The 16069-nt window shown below is 68.1% G+C and carries 16 protein-coding genes and 3 pseudogenes; 5 read left to right on the top strand and 14 right to left on the bottom strand.

Going from position 1 to position 16069, the window contains the following annotated elements:
* Window positions 1-134: 134 nt before the first annotated feature.
* The 7 genes and pseudogenes from OG574_RS01730 to OG574_RS01695 form a co-directional block, all read right to left on the bottom strand.
* Window positions 135-407, bottom strand: a complete 273-nt coding sequence (locus OG574_RS01730) for an HPr family phosphocarrier protein (RefSeq protein WP_116501785.1) — start codon at window positions 405-407, stop codon at window positions 135-137.
* A gap of 674 nt (window positions 408-1081) precedes the next feature.
* Window positions 1082-1549, bottom strand: a pseudogene (gene tnpA / locus OG574_RS01725) (IS200/IS605 family transposase).
* 245 nt (window positions 1550-1794) lie between these two features.
* Window positions 1795-2727 (bottom strand): glutaminase, encoded by a 933-nt coding sequence (locus OG574_RS01715; RefSeq protein ID WP_326778325.1) that lies wholly within the window; start codon window positions 2725-2727, stop codon window positions 1795-1797.
* Between the two features lie 36 nt (window positions 2728-2763).
* Window positions 2764-4176 (bottom strand): aspartate ammonia-lyase, encoded by a 1413-nt coding sequence (gene aspA / locus OG574_RS01710; RefSeq protein WP_326771512.1) that lies wholly within the window; start codon window positions 4174-4176, stop codon window positions 2764-2766.
* A gap of 32 nt (window positions 4177-4208) precedes the next feature.
* Complete coding sequence (locus tag OG574_RS01705; RefSeq protein ID WP_326778324.1) at window positions 4209-5225, bottom strand: asparaginase; 1017 nt, start codon at window positions 5223-5225, stop codon at window positions 4209-4211.
* 11 nt (window positions 5226-5236) lie between these two features.
* Window positions 5237-6688 (bottom strand): amino acid permease, encoded by a 1452-nt coding sequence (locus tag OG574_RS01700; protein ID WP_326771511.1) that lies wholly within the window; start codon window positions 6686-6688, stop codon window positions 5237-5239.
* Window positions 6685-7362, bottom strand: coding sequence for a FadR/GntR family transcriptional regulator (locus tag OG574_RS01695; RefSeq protein ID WP_116502170.1), 678 nt, complete (start codon window positions 7360-7362; stop codon window positions 6685-6687). Before OG574_RS01695 ends, OG574_RS01700 begins: the two co-directional genes overlap by 4 nt.
* Before the next feature lie 187 nt (window positions 7363-7549).
* On the opposite strand from OG574_RS01695, the gene OG574_RS01690 reads away from it, so the two are divergent.
* From OG574_RS01690 to OG574_RS01675, 4 genes and pseudogenes are all read left to right on the top strand, one after another.
* Window positions 7550-7681: a hypothetical protein gene (locus tag OG574_RS01690; protein WP_326771510.1), complete on the top strand. Its 132-nt coding sequence runs from the start codon at window positions 7550-7552 to the stop codon at window positions 7679-7681.
* Between the two features lie 239 nt (window positions 7682-7920).
* Window positions 7921-8022 (top strand): annotated as a pseudogene (locus OG574_RS01685) (IS5/IS1182 family transposase); the annotation flags it as partial.
* Window positions 8019-8298: pseudogene (gene tpg, locus OG574_RS01680) on the top strand (telomere-protecting terminal protein Tpg); the annotation flags it as partial. The pseudogenes OG574_RS01685 and tpg, both read left to right, overlap by 4 nt.
* 457 nt (window positions 8299-8755) lie before the next feature.
* On the top strand, window positions 8756-8971 hold the full coding sequence (locus tag OG574_RS01675) for a hypothetical protein (RefSeq protein ID WP_326771509.1): 216 nt from the start codon (window positions 8756-8758) through the stop codon (window positions 8969-8971).
* 553 nt (window positions 8972-9524) lie between these two features.
* Here OG574_RS01675 and OG574_RS01670 read toward each other — a convergent pair.
* From OG574_RS01670 to OG574_RS01660, 3 genes are all read right to left on the bottom strand, one after another.
* The gene (locus OG574_RS01670; protein ID WP_326771508.1) at window positions 9525-9803 is read right to left on the bottom strand and encodes a hypothetical protein; all 279 of its coding nucleotides are present in this window, start codon (window positions 9801-9803) and stop codon (window positions 9525-9527) included.
* A 161-nt stretch (window positions 9804-9964) separates the two neighbouring features.
* Window positions 9965-10447: a phosphotransferase gene (locus OG574_RS01665; protein ID WP_326771507.1), complete on the bottom strand. Its 483-nt coding sequence runs from the start codon at window positions 10445-10447 to the stop codon at window positions 9965-9967.
* 276 nt (window positions 10448-10723) lie between these two features.
* A complete protein-coding gene (locus OG574_RS01660) occupies window positions 10724-11323 on the bottom strand; it encodes a TetR/AcrR family transcriptional regulator (protein ID WP_326771506.1) in 600 nt (199 codons plus the stop codon).
* Window positions 11324-11475: 152 nt separating this feature from the next.
* Here OG574_RS01660 and OG574_RS01655 point away from each other — a divergent pair, with 152 nt between their 5' ends.
* Window positions 11476-12051: a hypothetical protein gene (locus OG574_RS01655; RefSeq protein ID WP_326771505.1), complete on the top strand. Its 576-nt coding sequence runs from the start codon at window positions 11476-11478 to the stop codon at window positions 12049-12051.
* A gap of 218 nt (window positions 12052-12269) precedes the next feature.
* Here the strand turns inward: OG574_RS01655 and OG574_RS01650 are convergent, their stop codons facing one another.
* The 4 genes from OG574_RS01650 to OG574_RS01635 form a co-directional block, all read right to left on the bottom strand.
* Window positions 12270-12782, bottom strand: coding sequence for an NUDIX hydrolase (locus OG574_RS01650; protein ID WP_326771504.1), 513 nt, complete (start codon window positions 12780-12782; stop codon window positions 12270-12272).
* A 61-nt stretch (window positions 12783-12843) separates the two neighbouring features.
* On the bottom strand, window positions 12844-13230 hold the full coding sequence (locus tag OG574_RS01645; protein WP_100598740.1) for a fic family toxin-antitoxin system, toxin component: 387 nt from the start codon (window positions 13228-13230) through the stop codon (window positions 12844-12846).
* Window positions 13227-13526 (bottom strand): type II toxin -antitoxin system TacA 1-like antitoxin, encoded by a 300-nt coding sequence (locus OG574_RS01640; RefSeq protein WP_326771503.1) that lies wholly within the window; start codon window positions 13524-13526, stop codon window positions 13227-13229. The genes OG574_RS01645 and OG574_RS01640 overlap by 4 nt, the downstream gene beginning before the upstream one ends.
* 1100 nt (window positions 13527-14626) lie before the next feature.
* Entirely contained in the window at window positions 14627-16057 is a 1431-nt protein-coding gene (locus OG574_RS01635; protein ID WP_326771502.1) for a selenium-binding protein SBP56-related protein, read from the bottom strand.
* Window positions 16058-16069 lie beyond the last annotated feature (12 nt).

Raw genomic sequence — 16069 nt, 5'->3', positions numbered from 1 at the left:
CGCGCTGCCCGGACCCATCGCGGCAGAGCTTCTCCCGCAGGAAGGCGGGCCCGCGTCACAGCTCATGGAGTGGACGCCGAGCCCGCCGCCTTGTCGGTTGTTCGCGGGGATGCCAACCGTCGCTTACGTCACCGCTACTCCGTGGCGTCGAGGTCCGTGGCGACGAGCGCGGCCAGTTCGTCGATCGCGGCATCCGCGCCGTCGCCCTCGGCGGCGAGCACCACGGAGTCGCCGTGCTTGACCGCGAGCGCGAGCACGGACAGAAGGCTGCGTGCGTCGACCGGGCTCTGCCCCTCGCGGGCCACCGTCACCTTGACCGGCTGCTTCGAGGCGGCCCGGACGAAGACGGAAGCAGGGCGGGCGTGCAGCCCGGTACGCGAACCGATGACGACTGTGCGCTGAGGCATTAGTTGATCCTCTTTCTGACTGCTGACTGCTGACTGCTGACTGCTGACTGCTGACTGCTGGTTTGGATCCCTGAAGACGGATGTGGGTTTACATCCGTTTCATGTCCACTGCTGCGTGTTTCCCGGGATGCTACGGGGATCGTGCGGTGAAGTAAACAGATACGGGCATGAAACAGAAGTGACCGGGCACCGTGCCGACCGGCATCGGCGTGCGTGGTGGCTGCCCGCTGATCTCGTCCGGGATGACCCGGGCGGTCCACGCGCCGGGAGGCGCCGCACGGATCGGGGAAGGGGCTATGGATGCCTCCGGTACCCGAGCGGCTGGAGAAGCTGCTGAGCGGTGTCCCGAGAGGCCGTCGGCTCGTCCTGTCCGTCCTATGACCACGGAGGCGGGGCCCGTGACCACCGACCCGCAGAATCTCACCGACTCCGCGGCGTCCGCGGAACCGCCAGACACGCCATGACGTGTTGTCAGCTTTCCCTGGTGTGTCCCACTCCCGGCGGGCGCCCGGGGACGTGATCGCCGGATTCCGCGGCAGTGGGGCGGGCTGCGGGGGAGGGGAAGGGAAAGGGGACGTCTCGGCCGCAGTCGACGCCGGTGTACCCGGTCGAGTTCTGGTCTACCTTTTGATCTTGGCCAGTGCTCCGGCGTTTACGCCGGGGGTGAGGCCATCTCAGGACTGCTCTGACTCGCAGGTGAGCACGGGCCGGCGCTGTTCACCTCGGCCTGCGGGGCGTTTCTGGTTCTCGATGTATTGGCGTACGACGGTCAGGGGCGCACCGCCGCAGCTTCCGGCGAAGTAGGAGCCGGACCAGAAGTGGCCGCCCCACAGGTGGCGGCGGATGTGCGCGTCGTACTCCTGGCGCAGACGCCTGGAGGAGACGCCTTTGAGGGAGTTGACCAGCTTGGAGAGCTGAACCTTGGGCGGGTAGTGCACGAGCAGGTGCCCGTGGTCCTCCTCGCCGTTGAACTGCTTCAGCTCGGCCTCGAAGTCCGTGCACACCTCCCGCATGATCTCTTCGCAGCGCTTCAGCATTTTGTCCGTGAACGCCTTGCGCCGCTATTTGGTGACGAACACCAAGTGGACGTGCAGACTGTGGACGACGTGGCCGCCGGCTCTGACATCGGGGTTCGGCTTCATCGAGGTGACACAGACCAACTGTAGGTTGATCGCCATGAGTGAACTCGGTTTGTAGAAGCGGCAGTTCGGGCACCGTGCCCGACTGGGACTGTCCCCTGCCGAGAATCTCCTCACCGACGAGCAGGCGCACGCCGCCCGCGCGATGTGGAACTGCCTGCACGCGTGGTGGCAGATAATGCCGAAGGACAGGCGGACTCTGGCGAACGCGGACGCCGCGATACGCCAGGCTCGCAAAGAGATCGGGCTCAGAACACCGACAGCCCCGTCAGTGTCGTGAAGCGGTCCAGGGCCGCGACGCCCGCCACCGAGTTGCCTCGCTTGTCGAGTCCCGGGCCCCACACGGCCAGCGTGCAGCGGCCGGGCACGACCGCCACAATGCCACCGCCGACGCCGCTCTTGCCGGGCAGTCCCACGCGGTACGCGAACTCGCCGGCCGCGTCATAGGTGCCGCAGGTGAGCATGACCGCGTTGACCTGCTTGGCCTGGCTCCGGGTGAGCAGCCGGGAGCCGTCGGCGCGGATGCCGTGCCGGGCAAGGAACCCGGCGGCGAGCGCGAGATCGGCGCAGGACGCCTCGAGGGAGCACTGGCGGAAATACTGTTTCAGCAGCGCGGGCACCGGGTTGTCGATGTTGCCGTACGAGGCCATGAAGTGGCCCAGTGCCGCATTTCGGTCGCCGTGCGCGGCCTCGGAGGAGGCGACGTCCCTGTCGAAGGCGAGCTGCGGGTTGCCGCTCTCTGCGCGCAGGAACTCCAGCAGGATGCCGGCCGCGTCACCGGTCTGGGTCTGCAGGCGGTCGGTGACGACGAGGGCGCCCGCGTTGATGAAGGGGTTGCGGGGGATGCCGTTCTCGTACTCCAGCTGCACCAGGGAGTTGAACGGGTTACCGGAGGGTTCGCGGCCCACGTGCTCCCACAGCTCGTCGCCCTCGCGGGCCAGGACGAGGGCGAGCGTGAAGACCTTGGTAAGCGACTGCGTGGAGAATGGCTGCTGCCAGTCCCCAACGCCGTACACCGTGCCGTCGAGTTCCGCGACCGCCATGCCGAAGCGGCGCGGGTCGCAGGCGGCGAGCGCCGGTATGTAGTCGGCAGGCCGCCCGCGGCCCGGCGTCTGCTCGATCTCGGTGGCGATGCGTTCGAGGACCGGCTGGAAGGCCAGCGGCGACGTCGTGATCACTATTTTGCCTCCCGGCCGGTCCTGGTGCGCGTTCGTGGTTCAGGCGTGCGCGGAGCCGCTGCCCGCGAGGACTTCCGGACGTAGCAGCTCGGCGAGCCGCTCGGCCGGCAACAGCCCTTTCTCCAGCACGAGTTCGGCGACGCCGCGTCCGGTGGCGAGGGCCTCCTTGGCGATGTCGGTGGCAGCCGTGTACCCGATGTGCGGATTGAGGGCGGTCACCAGGCCGATGGAGTTCTCGACGGCCGCGCGCAGCCCCTCGGTGTTGGCGGTGATCCCTACGACGCAGCGCTCGGCCAGGGTCAGGCAGGCGGTGCGCAGATGCGTGATGCTCTCGGACAGGGAGTGCAGGATGATCGGCTCGAAGGCGTTGAGCTGGAGCTGTCCCGCCTCGGCCGCCATGGTGATGGTGACGTCGTTGCCGATCACCTCGAAGGCGACCTGGTTGACGACCTCGGGGATCACCGGGTTGACCTTACCGGGCATGATGCTCGAACCAGCCTGCACCGGCGGAAGGTTGATCTCGTTGAGGCCCGCGCGTGGTCCGGAGGAGAGCAGGCGCAGGTCGTTGCAGCTCTTGGAGAGCTTGACGGCGATCCGCTTGAGCACACCCGACATCTGGACGAAGGCGCCGCAGTCCTGGGTCGCCTCGACGAGGTTCACGGCGGTCACCAAGGGCAGCCCGGTGATGTCGGCGAGGTGGCGGCGCGCCGCCTCGGCGTATCCGGCGGGGGCGTTGAGGCCGGTGCCGATGGCAGTGGCACCCAGGTTGATTTCATGGATCAACTCGACTGCCTCGTCAAGACGGCTGCGATCCTCGTCAATCATGACGGCAAACGCAGAGAACTCTTGACCGAGCGTCATGGGTACCGCGTCCTGCAACTGTGTACGGCCCATCTTGAGCACGTGGCGGAACGTGACGGCCTTGCCGGCGAAGGCGTCCTGCAGTACAGCCATCGCCTTGAGCAACCCGCGCACCGCGAAGACGGTCGCTATCTTGACTGCGGTCGGGTAAACGTCGTTGGTCGACTGGCTCAGGTTGACGTCTTCATTGGGGTGCAGGAACTCGTACTGGCCCTTCTCGTGGCCCAGCAGCTCCAGCGCCCGGTTGGCGACGACCTCGTTGGCGTTCATGTTCGTCGAGGTGCCGGCGCCGCCCTGGATGACATCGACGACGAACTGGTCGTGCAGCTTGCCCTCGCGGATCTCGCGGCAGGCCTCGACGATGGCGGCCGCCTTGTCCGGGGCGAGCAGGCCGAGTTCCTCGTTGGCGCGGGCGGCGGCCTCCTTGACGGCGGCGAGGGCGTCGATCAGGTGCGGGTAGGCGGAGATCGGCGTTCCCGTGATGGGGAAGTTCTCCTTGGCCCGCAGGGAGTGAATGCCCCAGTACGCCTCGGCGGGGACGTCGCGGTCGCCGAGCAGGTCGTGCTCGCTGCGGTGGGATGCGGCGGTCATGGCTGTGCGGGCCTCTTTCGGAGGTGTGTGGATCAGGTGTACGTGGGGTGGGTGAGCGGGGCGAGCGCACGGGCGGGCCGGATGCTGCCGACCACCTCGCCGCCGCCGAGGAGCGGGGCGGTCGCGAACTCGGCGAGCGCGGCCGGGTCGACTCCGCAGCGCGCGAGGGCGGCCGCGGCCACCGGGACGCGTGCCCGGTCCGCGCCGTCGGCGATCTTCACGGCGACGGCTCGGCCGTCCGGGAGCGCGGCGACCTGTACGCCTTCGAAGCCGTCCTTGGTGAGCAGCCCCGGCACGGCCCGCATCAGCGCGGAGACGTCCCGCCCCGATCCGGAGGCCATCTCGGGGTGCTCGCGCATCGCGTCGGCCACCATGGCCTCGGGGGTGCCGGGCGCGGCGGTGACGATGCGGGCGGCGGCGCGGGCGAGGCCGTGCAGCGAGACAGAGAACAGGGGCGCGCCGCAGCCGTCGACGGTCACCTGGGCGATCCGCTGTCCGGTGAGGCCCTCGACGATCTCCGCGATGGCCTGCTGGAGGGAGTGGGCCGGGTCGAGGTAGTCGTCGAGGGACCAGTCGTTGAGCCGCGCCGTGTAGAGCATGGCCGCGTGCTTGCCCGAGCAGTTCTGCGCGAGGCGGGAGGGCAGCCGCCCCCCGCGCACCCAGTCCTCCCGGACGACCGGGTCGAAGGGCAGGTCCGTGACATTGCGCAGCTGGTCCTCCGATAGACCGGCCAGCTCCAGGATCCGGCGGGTCCCGGCCAGGTGCCGCTCCTCGCCGGAGTGGCTGGCGGCGGTCAGCGCGAGCAGCTCGCCGTCCAGCGGCAGCCCGGTCCGCAGCATCGCCACGGCCTGGACGGGCTTGAGGGCCGAGCGCGGGTAGAAGGCGGCCTCGATGTCGCCGATCTGAAGGTCCACGCTGCCGTCGGCGCCCAGCACGACCACCGAGCCGTAGTGGATGCCCTCGATGACACCGCCGCGGACGAGGTGGGCGACCGGCGCGTGGAGCGGTTCCCGGATCACCGGGGCCTCGGCCACCGAACTTTCGTACATCACTGCCTGGTTCACGCGTCCGCTCCGTCGCGTATCCCCGCCACCCGGCGGCGCACCCCGTACCAACCCGCGACGAGCGCCGCCGCGATCAGCGGCAGACACAGCACGGTCGTACGTCCCGCGCCTCCGTCGGCGTACATCAGCACCAGCACAAAGACCAGGAAGACGATCGTCACGATCTCGGTCCACGGCGAGCCGGGCAGGCGATAACTGGGCCTGGTCAGCTCGCCGTTCTGGGTCTTCTGCCAGAACATCAGGTGACAGAGCATGATCATGCCCCAGGTGGAGAGGATGCCGATCGCCGCGAAGTTCAGCACGATCTCGAAGGCGTCGGCGGGGACGACGAAGTTGAGGCCGACGCCGATGACGCAGATGCCGCTGGTGAGCAGGATGCCGCCGTAGGGGACCTGACTGCGGCTCATCACGCCGGTGAACCTGGGTGCCGAGCCGGACATCGCCATGGAGCGCAGGATGCGGCCGGTGGAGTACAGGCCGGAGTTGAGGGACGACATGGCCGCGGTGAGCACGACCAGGTTCATGACGCCGCCCGCGGCGGGGATGCCAATGTTCGACAGCACGGTGACGAAGGGGCTCTGGGCGGCGCTGTACGAGCTCCAGGGCAGCAGCATCGACAGGAGGACCACGGAACCGACGTAGAAGAGGCCGACGCGCCACATGATCGAGTTGATCGCCTTGGGCATGATCTTCTCGGGGTTCTCGGTCTCGCCCGCCGCGACGCCCACCAGCTCGACGGAGGCGTAGGCGAAGACGACGCCCTGGACGATCAGCAGCATCGGCAGCAGGCCGTTGGGGAAGATGCCGCCGTTGTCGGTGATCAGGGACGGGCCGGGGTTGTGGCCGTCAACGGGGTGCTGGGTGACCAGCAGGAAGATGCCGATGAGCATGAAGACGACGAGCGCGCTCACCTTGATAATCGCGAACCAGAACTCCAGTTCGCCGAACATCTTCACGGATATGAGGTTCACGGTGAGGACGACGGCGAGCGCGATGAGCGCGATCACCCACTGCGGGATGTCGGAGAACATGCCCCAGTAGTGGGTGTAGACGGCCACGGCGGTGATGTCGGCGATGCCGGTGGTGGCCCAGTTCAGGAAGTACATCCAGCCCGCGATGTACGCGCCCTTCTCGCCGAGGAACTCACGGGCGTACGAGACGAAGGCGCCCGACGACGGGCGGTACAGGACGAGTTCGCCGAGCGCGCGGACGACGAGGAAGGCGAAGAGACCGCAGACCGCGTAGGCGACGAAGAGGGAGGGTCCGGCGTCGGCGAGGCGGCCGCCGGCACCGAGGAAGAGGCCGGTGCCGATGGCACCGCCGATGGCGATCATGTTGACGTGCCGGGACTTCAGGGACTTGCTGTAGCCCGCGTCTCCGGCGTCGACGTGTCCGGAGGCCGACTTCTCGCTACGCAGGGCGTCTTGCTGAAGGGATCGCTCGCTCACGCCTGGGGTCCGCCTTCCGCGGGTGGGGCCGCGCGCTCGGGGCGCACGATGGAGGTGAGGGTGGTCTGGACGCGGTCGAGATGGTGGGCCATGGCCTCCACCGCGTCGTGTTCGCTGCCGTCCATGAGGGCCTCGACGATCGCGCGGTGCTCGCGGTTGGACTGCTCACGGCGGTCGCCGAGTTCGTTGAGGAAGGCGGACTGGCGGCCCAGCGCATCGCGGATCTCCTCGATGACCCGGCGGAACACCGGGTTCTGCGAGGCCTCGGCGACGACAATGTGGAACAAAGTGTCCATGGCGACCCAGGCGGTGGTATCGGTCTCCCGCTCCATCCGCTCCAGGAGGTGGGTGAGGTGGTCGAGGTTCTCCGGGGTGCGCCGCACCGCCGCGTACCCGGCGACCGGGATCTCGACGTGGCGGCGCACTTCGAGGAGGTCGCTGGCCGCGTAGTCCCCGAAGGTGGGGTCGTCGACCGTGTTGGCGACCACGAAGGTGCCCTTGCCGGTGCGGGACACGGTCAGCCCCATCACCTGCAGGGCCCGCAGTGCCTCGCGGAGTACCGGTCGGCTGACTTCGAGGCGGCGGCAGAGCTCCGCCTCGGAGGGGAGCTTGTCGCCGATGGCGTACTCGCCGCGCTCGATGGCGCCGCGGAGGTGAGTGAGTACCGCTTCCATCGCGCTGACGCGCCGCGGCACCGACCCACCTGTCTGGCTGTCTGACAGGTTCACGTGAGTGATCCTGCGCGGAACGGGACGGGGCTGTCAAGGGGCACCGAGGCCCCCATCCTGTGCCGTTCGGAAACTTATCGCTACTGCTCGGGGTGGTCTGGCGCGGCATCACTGTCTGCTGGAACCCTGTCCGTTGATCGTTTCACTGCTGTACCGGGTGGCCCGGAAACTGCTCGCGGTTCCGGCGGTGCTGCTATGCGGGGACGTGGCCAAGGACGCGGAATTGCTGGTGCTGCGGCACGAGAACGCGGTGCAGCGCAGGTAGCTCACGAAGCCGGTGCGCTACGAGCTGGCGGATCGGCTGTGGTTCGCAGGGCTGGCCTCGCTGGGCGCAGGTGTTCCCGGTGGCGCCCGCGACGATGCGGGCGTGGCACCGCAGACTGATTGCCCGGAGGTGGGTCTAGGAGAATCCGCGCTGGGGCTGCCGACGGATCCAGGGGAACTCGTCCGGCTCGGGCATCCGGTCGGCTCGACCACGAGGGAGACCACCCCTTGGCCGTGTCGTTGACCAGCGGAAACCGCCACGACGTCACCCAACTGATGCCCCTGCTGGACGCGATACCCCGCATACGCGGGGTTCGGGGCCGGCCTCGCCACCGGCCACGGACGGCATCGTCATCGATATCGACACCCGCGCCCGCCTCGGCTACACCGCGCCGATCGGGTCCACGGACCAGGACCGCATCCGGCACCTGGACCGTCGCCCTGCCACCCGTCTACCCCGCCCGCCTCTTCGAAGCCCAAGAGGCCGGTGCCAGCGACGCCCGGCTCCAGGAGATCGCGGCCGAAGCGCTCAGGGAGGTCTACTTCCAGGACGGCGGTCGCCGCGCCGGCAGCCTGGAAGAGGTCCGGTTCACGGACATCGAGCACCTCGAGTTCGACCCCGCGAGCCCCGGACCGCTGCGGTCCCGGGTTCGCTCGCATATCCGCGGGGATCGGATGTTCATGCACGCGATGTCGTGCCCAATGAGGCCGCCGCGCACTGGTCACCACGGTGGCGAGGCCAGGTCTGTAGCGCGGTGAAAAGCCCACGGCCGCTCAGCGGGGCAGCCTTCAGCGGGTGAACACGCATGGGTCGGGGCCGGCATGAACTCCGAAGGGAACTCGATCCGCTCGAGAAGGAATCCCTCGCCGGGGACGTGCGCGGTGTATCCGCAGCCCTTGTAGAAGGTGCCCAGGTTCCGGTCGGTCTCGAAGGACCCGTACAGCAGGAAGTAGTCAAGCTGGTCGTAGACCTGCCAGCCCGCTTCAGCCTCGCGCAGACGTTTTGGACAGTACGGATTCTGTCTGGCAAGGTCGCCTGTCCGATCCCCGATGACACCGGAAGGCGGTGCGGAACATGACCGAGGTGAGCACGCGCAGCGTCCGGGACGCCGCTGTCGCCGCGCACCTGCGCAGGACGACCACCCTCGACGTGCCCGAGGAGTTCGAGACGTGGTCCGTCGCGGACCTGGCGGACTGGCTCCACGACACGGAGGACGACCCGCGGGTGTCCGACGAGGACTTCTACCAGGCCCGCAAGGCCGTAGAGATGCTGGGAGTCGAGGACGTCTGACCGGTGGGCACGTCCGCGCGGTCTCGCGCGGACGTGCAGCATTCGCACGGTCCAGTCGGCGCCCGGGTGCTGCTCGTGCAGCAAGGCCGGCCTCCCTGCGCAACCGGCGGTTCGTTACGGGATACGCGGCGTGCATCTTGTGACCGCACTCGTCACAGGTCAGCGGTGCGGGCGGCTGGGTCCAGTCCAGCCCCAGATCTGCGGTTGCCCGGAGTGGCTCCGTTACTCTCTCGACTCGCATCGCGGAGGCGGCCCGCATCTCGCCAAGAACCCCTTCGCGTTTGACGACGCCCTCGGCAGCTGATCGCGAATGGCGACCCAGTCGGCGCGGGGGCTGCCAGCGGCCTTCAGCATCACGAGGGGCCCAGCCGTCAAGCTGGGTGCGCCGGTGACAGCCTGTACCGTGCGTCAGATCTGGTCCGCGAGGCGCCTTCGACGCCTCGCCTGGACCAACGGCGTCAGCGCCAACATGCTCACGTCCCCCAGCACATGGCTCCCACCCCACCGCGATTTCGTCGCGTACTTGAGCACGGTCAGCGGGCAGCCCCGGGAATCACTGCTGCAGGCCATCCCTCTTCTCGACGGCGCCCCACATCCACTCCACCCAGCGATGGTGTCCGGGCGACCCTGCCGCCTCTGCGTCGCTCGACGCACAGGACAGCCAGACTCCAGCCTGCTCGCCTGGAGGTCGACGTTCCACGACCAGGTCTGCCTGCGCCACCACCGGTGGCTCGGCCACCCGGGCAACGCCTTCCTCCTGCAAGCCGACCTGCGGCCCGTGCCCGGCGTCATCCAGGCGTTCCACCGGCACCGGCGCCTTCTGCGTCGGCATGGGCCCGCCCGGCTGGACGCCTGCTATGAGCACTGCTCGAACCCGTGGCGTGCGTGCCTCAGCAACGGGCTGCGCCCGTCCAGCCGCGAACGCAGGCTACGCCTGCTGCAGGTGGACGACTGGATCACTGCGCCTGCAGACCCCCGTTGGCACGCCGCCGACTATCCCGAGATCATCCATCTCGTGTTCCGTAGCTCTGCGGCTTCGTCAGCCATGCGAGCTGTCACGATCTGCGACCAGCACCGTTGTGGGTCAGGGTCGAGACCGGCGTGCATCTCCAGGACGTCGATGAGCAACTGGGCCTCGCACGCGGTCACTTGACTCCGGATACGACCGGGCACGAGTTCCTGAATCTGGTAGCCGAGGCCATCCTCGCTGGTGCCGACGGCGAGCCATGCCGGGGTCGGGTACCCGGCGGCGCGGATCTTCGCCACCCTCCCTGCGGCACGCTCGATCTGCGGGGCCCAATCGCGGTTAGGGCTCCATTTGAGTACCGCCTGCCGGCCGGTTGTGTCGATCAGGCGCCAGGCGCCTGACTGGACTCCGTCATCGAATCGGTGGACCAGCTGGAACCGCGTGTCGTGTGCGTGGTTGGCCTCGCACAGAACGGTCCGGGCGGTGCGCGCATCGGTGCGGTCGGGCACGTTGTCCTGGTGCATGTGTGGGATCTCCGAGGCAAGTCAAACGAGCCGCGGCCGGCTACCGACGGCCGCGGGATGAATGCGTTGACCGCCGAACACGTCGACGGTGCGGAGAATCAAGCCACGTCCTGCACGCTATTGAGCCCAGCCCTGAGCCGCAACGGCATTACTGCTCGTGCACCCCCACTGAGGGTTAGCGCCTGCCTGGCCGGACGGGCCAACAGGCCTGCCCAGCATGTCGCGTCAACGCGCGACTCCCAGCGCAGATCGTGGGCGGCCTCAATGCAATGAGTCGGCTGCGGAGCGCGCCTGCACAATCCCTTCGACGCCGTGCAGGAAGGTCTCGGTAATCAGCTTGGGGTCGAAGAGGCAGCCGGCGGCCATGGCTCCGTCTCGGAGCATGGCGAAGTGCCGACCTGCTGCCTCGGCAGGTGCGTCACCGATCTGCGCCAGCAGGTTTGTGACGGTGTCCAGGAACCACTGTCGGTGTGCGAGGACGGCCTGGTGGATGGGGTGCGTGGGATCGGGATACTCGGCCGCTGCATTGAGGAAGGCGCAGCCGCGGAAGCCTGTGGACTGGATGCCTTCGGCGATGGAACGGCTGACGGCGTGCACTTTGTCGCTTGCGGATTGATTGCCTTCCTGGGCAGCCGACATCTGTGCCCTGATGCCTTGGTCGGCCTGGTCGAGGTAGGCAAGGACGAGGTCTTCCTTGCCTGAGAAGTGCCGGTACAGCGTGGCCCGGGTCACCTGAGCTTCTTCGATGATCCGGTCGATGCCGACGGAGTGGATCCCCTCCGTGTAGAAGATTTTGATCGCTGTGCTGAGCAACCTCGACCGGGCCTCGGAGGGGCCGCCACTTTTTGTACTCCGGCTCATGGCCTCCACCCTATCAATCGCGAGGGAGAACGTTCGGTCTTGACAGGTGGAGGCGAGCCTCCAATCATAACAAGAGACCGAACGTTCTCCCTCGGACGTGAAGGTCGGAACTGCCCTACCCGGGACCAGTACTCACAGAAGCAGGATTCGCCATGGACACCTTCGTTGACGGCACCGCTCCCACCACCCCCACCAGCGTCACGGTTGCCCTGCGCAAGCTGTACCTCCTGCGCTTCGCGTTCGCCGCGGTCTGGGCCGCCCTACTGTTCGCGACGGCCGACACGCTGAGCCCGCTCAGCGTGACGCTCCTGGTGCTCTACCCCCTGTTCGACGCGTCCTGTGCGGTCGCCGACGTGCGGTCAGCCCGGGCGGACGACAGCGCGGTGAGGAGGCGGCTGTACGTGAACATTGCACTCAGTACTCTCACCGGCATTGCCCTGGCCGTCGCTGTCGCGTCTGGTATCTCTGCCGTCCTGCAGGTCTGGGGTGTTTGGGCCATCACCGCAGGCATCACTCAGCTCATCGTGGGCTCTGTCCGGCGTCAGATGGGCGGGCAGTGGGCGATGATCGCGAGCGGCGCCATCTCCACCGTCGCTGGCGCATCCTTTGTTGCCCAGGGCGGCAAGGACGGCGCTACTCTCACCAATCTCGCCGGCTACGCCTTCCTCGGCGGCGTCTTCTTCCTCATCTCCGCCCTTCGCCTCAAGCCGGCTGGCCAGAAGATCTGAGCCAGACTGACGTCGTGTCAACGGCAAAGCGTGGAGTTCCTTGCCCTGTCTGACCCGTCAGCTAGGGCAGCAGTCCGTCGATACCGCTGGCAGCGGGGGTTGGAAGACCGGTCGTGCACTTCGCCTACGGCTTCGCGGCGCTGCGCTGGAACGCGGGTTCGGTGGTCACTGGTCTGCAGGTATTGCAGGCGCGGGCGAAAGCCGTATCGGCGAGGGGATCAGTAAGACAGCTCCTGCCGTGCGGTGCCCGCCGCGGCAGTGGTCAGGCCCCACCGCTCGGCGGCCACGCGGGAGACAGCGGCAAGCTGCGCCGCGCCGCGCTCGCCCCAGCCCAGCAACTCGGCCGCATACACCGGTGACACCAGCACCCGCCCGTAGGCGCGATCCGTGCACGGGTCCGGCGTGATCGGATCCGCCTTGTCCAGCAGAGCCGAGTATCGGACCTGGGCGTACGGGGCTTGTCCGTCCTCGCGCACCAGCTGATAACCCACCGGGGCCCAGTCCGAGAGGACGAGCTGGCTCTCCTCATGCACCTCTCGGCGCAGTGTCGCCACCAGGTCCGCGTTGTCCTCAGGCTCAGGCGTCCCGCCGGGCAAGTTGTACCGGCCCTTGTCGTCCTGCACGACCACCGTGCCGCTGACAGGGTGGAAGACGATCCCGTACACCTGACGCACCTTGAACTCGGGAGGAGGCGGCCACGCTTCCACCCAGCGGACCTCATCCACCAACACTGCTATCGCCTCCTGCACCCCAGAGAGTGGGACTCCTCTGGGCACCTTCTGCGATGGGGGATCAGCTGACGGTCCAGTCGCGGAGCTGACGAGCGATGCCTGCCACGCCCACCTGCGTGGAAGCGGCGTCGCGGACGAGTTCGACCGCAGCCTTGACGGGGTAGTCGAGACGACTTCCGTTGAGGATCAGATACGCCTCAGTGGCGTGCCAGGCGAAAGCGGCATTCGAGTGCTCGAGGCAAGGGAGCCGTGCCAGGGTCTGCAGGAGTGCGCCCGCCTTCAGGTTCAGCGTTCCGTAGATGTCGTGCTCCAGGGCGCGCGCATTGACACGTGCGACGGCCGCGTACAGAGGTCCGTAGTCGTCGACCTGGGGGTCGCCATCGAGGAGCTCGGCGGCGTGAAGCAGGAAGGTCACGTCGAGTGGATGCTCAGGGACGGGCTGGGTCACGCGGCGTGCTCCTGCCCGTGGGCATCGAGATCGCGCCGCGCGCGTTGTTCGGCCGTCCGGTGCTCAGGGCTCGGGTCCAAGCTGTCGGACGCGGCGCGGAAGGCGTCGCCGCTGCGGGCCTTGGACTCCTCGAATGCCGCCAGGAACTTCCGCTCGACCGCAGTCGCCTTATCAACGGCGGCGGAGAGGATGTACTCCTGCAGGCTCATCCCTTCCTGTCGGGCGGCCGTTTCGATTGCTTCGCGCTGCGCCGGGTCGGGGAACCGCAAGTTCAGGGCCTTCGGATTGTTCGCCATGGTACCGATGGTACTACTGGCCCCAACCTTGGGGCTAGGTGCGCCCCGGGCGACCGGGGCGGCGCAGCGGCGAGAGCGAAGCCCTCGCCATGCGTAGTGGCGGCACAGGTGAACATCAAGGCCGGCACGACTCGCCGCCCGGATCCGCCAAAGGTCCGCTGACCTGCACTGTCGCCGATCACGGAAGCCATGCAGCAAGGTCGAGTGTCCAGCGGATCGTGGCGCAAATGGGGCGATCGTTACGGTCTGGCAGGGGCGATCCCGTCCCAGAAGCCGCGACGCAATCTGACACGGTCGTCGTCGCTGAGATCCAAGTTGTGACTACCGATCGTCCCAAAGTGCGCTGCGTAGCGCAGGAGTTCGCCATCGAGCCGACCAGGGATGCGCGGGAAGCCTCCGTGCAGCTGGGCTAGCAGGTCTCCCGCCCGCTCAGGTGGGAGCCTGTCGGCCCATCGTGGGGCGAATGTTCGCCCCACCTCCTCAGACTCGCCGGACACCTGGATGTCCTGCTCCCGATCCGGAACCTGCGGCCACGGCCACGCCCACCCCGTCCGTCCTCGCCCCCGCCCCGCCCCGCGCCGACCACGACCCTGCGATGGTCTTCGAGCGCAGACGAGCCCGAGGACGACGCACGCTTGCCCCTCCTGCAGCACCTCAGCACGGGGCAACAGGAGTGGACGAGTGCCGTCCTCGACGGCCCCATGATGATCGGCCGCCCGTGCCGGCGGCGGACAGATACTGGGGTCGGGTGCGCGAGCTGGGGCAACCGGTGACGGGGACCTCCTGCCCGGAGTGGTCGCAGCCAAGGACCACGGCGTGGCCATCGACTGGCGATCCAAGGGCTCTGGGATGTTCGTGAGAAATGACGGCGATGCAGTGTCCGGGCTCAGGTGTGGACACTCACTGTGCAGGCTGCGCTATTCCGGGCGGGCGATGCCAGGGGGCGGCCACGCCTGAGATCGGCGTGGCCCGGTGTCGTGGAGGCTGTCCGTGTTTTTGCCGCCCGGAACGCCCGGGAGCCGGCATGACAGGCAGAGGCCTCGCCACCGCGGCAGCAACCGCCGCGAGCGCCGACGCCGGCTCTCGCGGAGCACAAGCGGTCAGCGGCGGTAGCAGTACGAATCCGAGGAGGCGTCGCCGCCTTCCAGGCGCGTTTGGTGCACGCGCAAGCCCAGGAAGTCCGGGCCGTGTGGGAAGAAGCGGCTGTCGATGGAGAGCCCGCCGTGCAAGGTGTCGGCGTCGAGTTTGACCATCCACGGGTCGATGCCCGCGGGATAGATCTGCGCGTCCCAGGCGGCGTACAAGGAGTTCGTCAGGTACACGCGCCGCCCGTCGCGGCTGAGCTCGACCATCTGCGCTCCGCCGGTCAGCGGATTTTCCGGCTCGGCGGGATGCGGCTGTCGGCCGGTGATGCCGCCAAGACGCACGGACGCGGTCTGCCTCGGATGGAACGGGTCGCTCACGTCGTACTGGAGCAGCTCGCCGGTTCCCCATGCGGATACGTACAGCCACTGGTCGTCCACCGACAGGTCGATGTCGGTGATCAACGGGGGCACCGCGCCGAACGGCTGCAGCGCCGGGGGCAGGTCCTGCGTTTGCGCGGGCTCGGCAGGGACGGTGATCACCTTGCGGACCACGAAGTCCTCGCCCTCCCGGTTCCACAGCCACACCGACGCCGACAGGTCCTCCACGTTGACCACGGTGTCTGTGAACCCCCACGTCGCCTCGGGGTCGTGCGCGGGACGCAGCTCCAGCACCATCTGGTTCTCATTCCCCAGATCGACGCGCTGCAGGTGCCGGCCGGAGTCCAGCTCCCAGAAGTGCAGCGAGTGGCCGTACTGGCGACCCAGCAGCAGTTCGGGGACGAGGCCGTCCTCGATCATCGAGGGGCTCCCCCACTCGCTGGTCACGGCGATGTTCTGGCGCAGATGCCACCAGACGTCGTAGGCGAGCTGTTGCGGTCCGCGATCGCTCTCCCAGGCGCGCAGCACTTCGAAGCTTTCGTGGTCCAGCAGCGCGACGCCGCCAGGCCCGTCCGCACCGTCCGCGCCCCCCAGGCAGGACAGGAACATCCCGTCTGGGCCGCAGTGAAGCGTGTGCGGACGCGAATATCCGGCCTTGGCGGCCAACTCCTCGGGCTCGATCACCTTGACCAGGCGCGGGCGAGCGGGATCGGGGCTGGTGTCGAAGACGTGCAGCCGGGAGGAGCGCAGTCCCGGGACGATGAGGTAGCGCCGCGCAGCGTGATGATGACCGGCATGCGCCAGCGCGCTCGAGCAGGCGTTCCAGCCGAAGTGGTGCAGTTCGTTGCCCAGGTCGGGCAGCTCGGCGTGGGAGATCACGCGGCCGTATGCGGGGGATTCGGGGTCGGTGCCGACGGTGAACAACGCGTCCGCGCGCTGTGCGGTGGGGTCGAAACCGACGACGTAGGCGAGTTTCTCCGGGGGCGCGGCGACGGCGTCCGCCGGAGTGCGGTACAAGGTGGGGTCACTGTGGTCGTCGCGGTCGTGAGCATGCTCGGTCGTCGTCATGGCTGTTCCTTA

The sequence above is a fragment of the Streptomyces sp. NBC_01445 genome (genome assembly GCF_035918235.1).
Lineage (GTDB): Bacteria > Actinomycetota > Actinomycetes > Streptomycetales > Streptomycetaceae > Streptomyces.
Note: the sequence above shows the minus strand (reverse complement) of the source record. Positions and strands in the feature narration are given on the sequence as shown.